The 8,294-nt window shown below is 68.4% G+C and carries 2 protein-coding genes; both read right to left on the bottom strand.

Going from position 1 to position 8,294, the window contains the following annotated elements; all coding sequences use genetic code 11:
* Positions 1–4,640 (bottom strand): amino acid adenylation domain-containing protein (locus ACYVGK_RS17650; RefSeq protein ID WP_460736135.1); only part of this gene is annotated, 4,640 nt, incomplete at its 3' end.
* Positions 4,637–8,294, bottom strand: a 3,658-nt coding sequence (locus ACYVGK_RS17645) for a non-ribosomal peptide synthetase (protein ID WP_460736133.1), incomplete at its 5' end; no start/stop codon positions are given. The genes ACYVGK_RS17645 and ACYVGK_RS17650, both read right to left, overlap by 4 nt.

Here is an 8,294-nt window from a genome sequence, read left to right as displayed (position 1 = left end):
GCATCGCCCACCAGGTCGATCGCGTCCACCGCCTGCCCATCGTCGCGGACCATGCCGCGCAGCAATGCTTCGAGGTAGCCGACATGCCGCCGCATCGTCGAGGCGTCGTACAACGCCGTCGCAAAGCACAGTGTGCCCGTGATCCGGTCGCCGGACTCCTGCAATTCGAGCGTCAGGTCGAACTTGGCCGTGGCAGGCGGCAGCTCCAGCCCTTCCAGTTGCAGCCCCTGCATCTCGAGCCCGGACTCCGACGCGCCCTGCCAGGTGAACATGAGCTGGAAGATCGGCGTGTGTGCCAGCGTGCGCTTCGGCTTCAGCGCTTCCACCACCTGCTCGAATGGCAGGTCCTGGTGGTTCTGGGCCTGGAGCACGGATTCGCGCACCTGCGCCAGCAACTGCGTCACGGTCGGGCGGTCAGCGAAGTCAAGGCGCAACGCGAGCGTGTTGACGAAGAACCCGATCAGCGGCTCGACCTCGGCACGCGTGCGGTTGGCGACGGGCGTGCCGATCACCACCTCGTCCTGTCCGGCCAGACGCGCCACCAGCGCACCCCACGCCGCGAGAAAGGTCATGAACAGAGTGGTGCCGTGCCGCTGCGACAGCGCCCTCAGCTCGACACTCAGCTGCGGATCCAGCGAGATCGACAGGCTCTCGCCGCGATAGTCCTGCACCGCAGGACGCGGACGATCGGTCGGCAACGCGACCAGTGCGGGCGCATCGGACAGCTGCTCGCGCCAGAAGGCCAGTTCCTGCGCCTGCACCGCACCCGACAGCCAGTCGCGCTGCCACACCGCGTAATCCGCGTACTGCACCGGCAGTGCGGGCAGTGGATCGACGTCGATCGACAATCCTTGCGTCGCGTAAGCCGCATAGAGTCGGGCGAACTCGCCCATCAGCACGCCAAGGGACCAGCCATCGAAGACGATGTGGTGCATCGTCAGCAGCAGCACGTGGTCCTGCGCGGACAGCCGCAACAGCCGCCCGCGGATCAGTGGGCCGTGCTCCAGGTCGAACGGCGCTTCCGCCTCGATCGCCTGCCAGTGCGCGATCGCGTCGTCCGCAGACCGCGCCTCACCATCGAGATCCTGTTGCAGCAGCGAGAAGGCGCCAGCCTCATCGATGCGCTGCACCGGCTGCCCTTCGATCACTTCGAACCGGGTGCGCAGGGCTTCGTGGCGTCGGACGATGCGATCCAGCGCCGCCTGCAGCGCCACCAGATCCAGCGCGCCGCGTAGGCGAAGACCGCCGGGCATGTGATACGCGCTGCTCGCGACGGCGCCCGTCTGCGCGATGAACCACAACCGCTGTTGCGCGAACGACAGCGGCAGGAGTCCGTCGTGGCGGACAGGCAACAAGGCGGGCAGTGCGCTGGCCGGCGCGTCCGACAACGCGGCAGCGAACGCGTGCAGCACCGGATGCGAGAACAGCTGCGACACCGTCATTTCGAGGCCGAGTCGCTGACGAATCCGCGACATCATCTGCACCGCGAGCAGCGAATGTCCGCCGAGCTCGAAGAAGTTGTCGTGCCGTCCGACCCGATCCACGCGCAACAGCTCGCGCCAGATCGCCGCCAAAGCGGTCTCGACCGGCCCTTCCGGTGCTTCGTACGCACGCTGCGCGTACGCCGCGCCCTCCGGCTCGGGCAGCGCGCGACGGTCCAGCTTCCCGTTCGGCGTCAGCGGCAACCGCTCCAGCGCCACGTACGCCGCCGGCAGCATGTACTCCGGCAGCGTGCGCGACAGCCCTTCGCGCAGCCGTTGCGGGTCCGGCGTCTCGCCCGTCGGCGCCACCACGTACGCCACCAGCCGCACCTCGCCCGGCGCGTCCTCGCGCGCGATCACCGCGGCTTCACGGATCCCAGGCTGGGCCGACAGCTGCGCCTCGATCTCGCCCAGCTCGATGCGCAGGCCGCGCAGCTTCACCTGCTGATCGTTGCGGCCCAGGTATTCGATCGTGCCGTCCGCTCGCCAGCGACCCAGGTCGCCGGTGCGGTACATCCGCGCACCCGCCTCGTCCGAGAACGGATCGGGCAGGAACCGCGCCGCCGTCAGTTCCGGGCGATTGAGATAGCCGCGTGCCACCTGCGCGCCGCCGATGTGCAGTTCGCCCGGCGCTCCCACCGGCACCGGCCGGCCGTGGCGGTCCAGCAGGTACAGCCGCGTGTTCGCGATCGGTCGACCGATGTGGATCACCGTGTCCTCGGGCGTGATCACGCCCGACGTCGCCACCACCGTCGTCTCCGTCGGACCATAGTTGTTCACCAGCGCGAACGGCAGGCCCGGCGTCGGCAGCCGGTTCAGGCGATCGCCGCCGGTCAGCAGTGTGCGCAGGCCCGTGCGGCCCGACTGCCCCCGCGCCAGCGCCGCATCCGCCAGCGCCGTCACCAGGAAACTGCTCTGCAGGTCCTGCGACTCCCACCAGTCCAGCAGCGCCGACGGATCGCCGGCCGTGCTCGACGGTGGCAACGCCAACGTCGCGCCCTGGCACAGCGCCGGCCACACCTCCCATGTGCAGGCGTCGAACGCCACGCCCGCCGTCGACGAAGTGCGCTCGCCCCGCGACAGCGGGAACGTCTCCGTGTGCCAACCGACCAGGTTCGCCAGATGGCGATGCTCCACCATCACACCGTTCGGCTTGCCGGTCGAACCCGAGGTGTAGATCACGTAGGCCAGGTGCTCGGGCAGCAGACCCGTCGCTTCGCGCCCCGGATTGGTATCGGGCCGGTGCAACCAGGTCGGCTCGTCAACCAGGAGCACGCTCGCGGTGCGCAGTGCACGGCACGACGGAAGCTGGTCCTGCAACGTCGCTTCGGTAAGCACGACGCGCGGCCGGCTGTCGTCCAGCATGTAGGCCAGCCGTTCCTGCGGATAGGCCGGATCCATCGCAATGTAGGCACCACCGGCCTTCAACACCGCCAGCCACGCCACGAGCAGCGCGGGGTCGCGTGCGATCACCACCGCGACGCGCGTTTCGGCGCGAACGCCTTGTGCGATCAACTGATGAGCCAGTCGATTGGCCCGCGCGTTGAGCTCGCCGTAGGTGATCGACTCGCCTTCGAAGGTGATCGCCACCGCCTCCGGCGCTTCGGCGGCCTGCCGCTCGAAGCGCTCGTGGACGCAGACATCCACCGCGTAATCGCGTCGCGTGTCGTTCCAGGTCGCAAGGACGCGATGCCGCTCGGTCTCGTTCAGCAGGTCGATCGCGTCCACCGCCTGCGCATCGTCGCGGACCATGCCGCGCAGCAGTGCTTCCAGATGATCGCGGAAACGCACTACCGTGTCGCGGTCGTAAAGGGCGCGCGCGAAGCCAAGCGTGCCGGCGATGCCGTCCCTGGTTTCGTGCAGGTCCAGTTCCAGGTCGTACTGCGCGTTGTGCTCGCCATTGCGCGGAGGCAGCACGCGCAGTTGCAGGCCATCGAGTTCGAGCGTCTCCTCCGGCGTGTTCTGCCAGGCGAAGGTGACCTGGAAGATCGGCGTGTGCGCCAACGTGCGTTCCGGCTTCAGTGCATCCACGACCTGTTCGAACGGCAGGTCCTGATGGCTTTGCGTCTGCAGCACGCGTTCGCGCACCTGTGCCAGCAGTTGCGCCACCGTGGGCTGGTCGCTCAGGTCCAGGCGCAGCGCCAACGTGTTGACGAAGAAGCCGATCAGCGGCTCCATCTCGGCGCGGGTACGGTTGGCCACCGGCGATCCGATCACCACCTGGTCCTGCCCGGCCAGACGCCCCATCAGCGCGCCCCAGGCGGCCAGCAGCGTCATGTACAGCGTGGTGCCGTGCCGCTGCGACAGCGCCTTCAGACCCGCGAGCAGTGCGCCGTCGAAGGCGACCGGGAGCAGTTCGCCGCGATAGTCCTGCACCGGAGGACGCGGCCGGTCGGTCGCCAGACCGATCAGCGCCGGCGCACCGGACAACTGCTCGCGCCAGAAGGCGGCCTGCCGCTGCTGCACGTCTTCGGTCAGCCACTCGCGCTGCCACAGCGCGTAGTCCGCGTACTGGATCGGCAGCGGGGACAGCGGATCGACATCGGGCGACACGCCCTGCACCGCGTAGGCGCGATACAGCGCGTCCAATTCGTTCGCGAGAATGCCCATGGACCAGCCGTCGGAGACGATGTGGTGCATCGTCACCAGCAGCACGTGATCCTGCTCGGCCAGTCGCAGCAGGCGCCCGCGGATCATCGGGCCGTGTTCGAGATCGATCGGCGTGGCCGCTTCCTCACGCTGCCAGCGGTCGATCATCGCTGCGGCATCGCCGCCCTCGTCGGCCAGATCGTGGTGCACGAGCGCGAAGCCGGCCGCATCGGCAATGCGCTGCACGGGCTGGTCGTTCTCGACTTCGAAACGCGTGCGCAGCACTTCGTGGCGCTGGACGATGCGATCCAGCGCCGCCTGCAAGGCTGCCTTGTGGAGCGCGCCGTGCAGGCCGAGCCCGAACGTCAGCACGTGGGCCGTCGGCCACATGTGCGCGATGAACCAGAGCCGCTGCTGCGCGAACGACAGCGGCCATTGCGCCCTCGCGGTGGTGCGCGCGGGAATGCCCGTCGCGCGGCCGGACGGTTTCGGCTTGCCGCCTGCGGCCTGCGCCGCCTGCAGGATGGCCTCGCGCTCGGCGCGCGTCATGTTCTTGAGGATGGCGTTCATTGGACCAGACCCTGCTGCTGGGCGACGATCGCGTCGATGTAGGTGGTGTCGAACTGCGAGAGTTGGCAGTCGACGATGGCCTCCGAGAACTCGTACAGGCGCGGGTTCGAGAAGATCGTCATCAGCGACAACTCGATGTCCCACTCGCTTCGCACCCGCGAGATAAGCCGCGTCGCCAGCAGCGAATGCCCGCCGAGCTCGAAGAAGTGGTCCTGCCGGCCGACGCGCTCGAGGCCCAGCAGTTCGCTCCAGATCTGCGACAGCTGGGTTTCGGTGATGCCGTCCGGTGTTTCGTAGGCGGCCTGCGCGACACCGGCCTGCGAAGGCAGCGGCAGCGCCTTACGATCGACCTTGCCGTTTGGCGTGACCGGGAGGGCTGGCAACACCACCCATGCCGCCGGCACCATGTAGTCCGGCAGGGTTTGCACCAGCGCGCGGCGCAGGATCTGCGGATCGAGCTCCGCCTCGCCCCCGTCGGCCACGTAGGCCACCAGTTGCCGGTCGCCGGTGTCGTCCTCGCGCGCCAGCACCAGCGCTTCGCGCACACCCGCCTGGGCCAGCAGCTTCGCTTCGATTTCACCCAGCTCGATGCGGAAGCCCCGGATCTTGACCTGATGGTCGTTGCGACCGAGGAAATCGATGGTGCCGTCGGGACGCCAGCGGGCGAGATCGCCCGTGCGGTACATCCGCCCACCCGGTTCGGTAGCGAAGGGATCGGGCACGAAACGGGCGTCGGTCAGCGCCACGTTGTTGAGGTAACCGCGCGCGACCTGCACGCCGGCGATGTGCAGTTCGCCGGCCACGCCGATCGGCGCGGGACAACCATGGGCATCCAGGATGTACAACCGGACGTTGGCGATCGGCCGACCAATCGCCGGTGGTTCGGTGGCCGCCGGATCGCAGTCGTGCATGCTCGCGCACACCGTGCCCTCGGTCGGGCCGTATGCGTTGATCAGGCGTCGGCCCGGCGCCCAGCGCCGCACCTGTGCGGCACTGGTGGCTTCGCCGGCAAGGATCAGCGTATGCAGCTGTGGCAGTTTCGCGTCGCCCGGCAGGCTTGCCAGCAACGCTGGCGGCAAGGTGGCGTGCGTGATGGCATGCGCATCCAGCCAGGCGACAAGCTCCGCACCCGCCAGCGGACCCGGCGGCGGCAGATGCAGGCTGGCCCCGGACAGCAGCGCCATCATCACTTCCGAAATGCAGGCGTCGAAGCTGAAGGACGCGAACTGCACCACGCGACTATCCGGCGTCACGCCGAAACCGGCGATCTGTGCCTGCGCCAGGTTGCACAGGCCACGATGCGTCGCCATGACGCCCTTCGGCACACCGGTCGAACCTGAGGTGTAGATGACGTAGGCCAGATGCGTGGATTGCAGACCGAACGAAGCCGGATCGAGGCCGTCCTCCGGCAGCGATTGCCACTGTTCGGCTTCGGTCATGTCCACCACTGGCGTGCGCCAGAGGATGGGACTGGCCGGCAACTGGTCCTGCAACGCCGCGGTGGTGATCAGCACCCGCGGCTTGCTGTCGCGCAGCATGAAGTCGAGACGTCCTTGCGGATACGACGGGTCCAGCGGCACGTACGCACCGCCGGCCTTCAGCACGGCCAGCACCGCGACCACGGTGTCCACGCTGCGCTGCAGGCAGATCGCCACCTTCTCGTCCGGCTTGACGCCAAGGCTGCGGAGGTGGTGCGCCAATCGGTTCGCACGGGCATCGAGTTCGCGGTAGCTCAATCGCTCCTCGCCCTGCGCCAGCGCAAGCGCATCCGGCGTGGCCAGCACCTGCCGCTCGAACAGCGTCTGCACGCAATCGTCGGCATGCGGCCAGTCGTGACCGGTGCAATTCCAGTCTTCCAGCATCAGGTGACGCTCGTCCGCATCCAGCACCTGGACCTGCCAGGACGGCGCCTGCGGCGCGGTTTCCAGCATGTCGACCAGCGATTCCAGGGCGGTCTGCATGTAGGCACAGATCCGCTGCGGCGCGACGGGCTGCTCGACCAGAGCCTTCAGTTCGAAGTCTTCGCCCAGGTCGTCCACCGCCATGATGAACGGCACGTGGTTCGTGCGCTCCACCGCCGACAGCATCTCCATGCCCTGGGCCCACGCGGGCGTCTCGGATCCGGCAGCGGCATCGACGCTGTGGCGATAGTTCATCACCGCGGAGAACAGCGGCGTGCTGGCCGACAGGGCACTGCACCGCTGCGCCAGGGCCAGCGAGGCGTGCTCGTGCCCCAGCAACTCCGACAGATCGGCATGCGCCTGCCGCACGCTCGCCAGCACGCCGGCCTCGCCCAGCCGCACGCGGATCGGCAGCGTGTTGATGAACAGGCCCATTGCACGTTCCGCCCCCGCACCGCCCTGCAGGCGGCCGAACAGCACCGTGCCGAACACCACGTCGTCGCGATCGGTGGTTTTCGCCAGCACCTGTGCCCACGCCCAGTGGAACAGGCTCGCCGTGCTCACGCCGAGGCTGCGTGCCTGCTGTCGCAGGCGCTTCGACAACGCTCGGGGCAGCGCGCGCTGCGCTTCGCGGACGTGCTCGCCATCGTCTTCGACCCGGAGGATGCCGAAAGGCGCGGTCGGTTCGTCCACGTCGCCCAGCATCCGACCGAAGAACGCCTCGTGCTCCTCGGCGCTCACGCCCAGCCGTGCCTGCGCGACGAAGTTGCGGAACGGCACCGGTTCCGCGAGCTCCTGCGTGCGGCCGCTCAGGATCACGCCGATCTCGTGCAGCAGTACGTCCAGCGCGGTGTGATCGAGCACCAGATGGTGATGGACCAGTTGCAGTAGCCAGCGCTGCCCCGCGTCGTCGAACGCCATGTAGCCGTGCATCAGCGGCGCATGGCTCACGTCCATGCGGATGTGCAGCGGGTCGGTGAGCTCGGCCAGTCGCGTCGCCACGTCGCCCGCAGGCAGCGTGGGCGTGCGTACCTCGAACGTCGCGCTGCGCCAGACGACCTGCACGGGCTCGGCCAGCCCTTCCCACAACACCGCCGTGCGCAGCACGTCGTGGCGGTCGATGACCTGCTGCAACGCGCGCACGAAGTCGTCAAGCCTCGTGCGCATGTCGAATGCGATCGTTGTGGACAGCAGATAGGCGTCGCCCTGCGTCTGCAGCAGGTGATGGAACAGGATGCCTTCCTGCAACGGCGCCAGCGGATAGATGTCCTGCACATTGGCCGCACCGCCCGGCACCGCGTCGACGATCCGCGCGATCTGCGTGGAGTCGAGGGCGATGAGCGGCAACATCTCCGGCAGAATCGCCGTGCAACCCGTCGGGATGCCATTGGGTGGCACTACCACGTCGGTCGAACGGCCACCCCGCGCGTCCTCCACCGCCTGGGCGAGCGCGACCAGCGTCGGCTGGGCGAACAGCGCGCGAATGTCGATGTGCATGGATTCGCGCCGCAGGATGCCCATCAGGCGCACGGCCAGCAGCGAATGCCCGCCCAGCTCGAAGAAGTTGTCCTGCCGCCCCACCCGCTCGACGCCTAGCAATTCGCTCCAGATCCCGGCCAGCATGGTTTCGATCGCGCCTTGCGGCGCCTCAAAATCGCGCTGTGCGAACGCCACGTCGCCGTGCGCCGGCAACGCCTTGCGATCGATCTTGCCGTTGCCCGTCAGCGGCAACGCCGCCAACGGTACGTACGCC

Source organism: Lysobacter tyrosinilyticus, assembly GCF_054779815.1.
The sequence above is the reverse complement of the archived record's forward strand: the minus strand, read 5'-3'. Positions and strand labels throughout refer to the sequence as shown.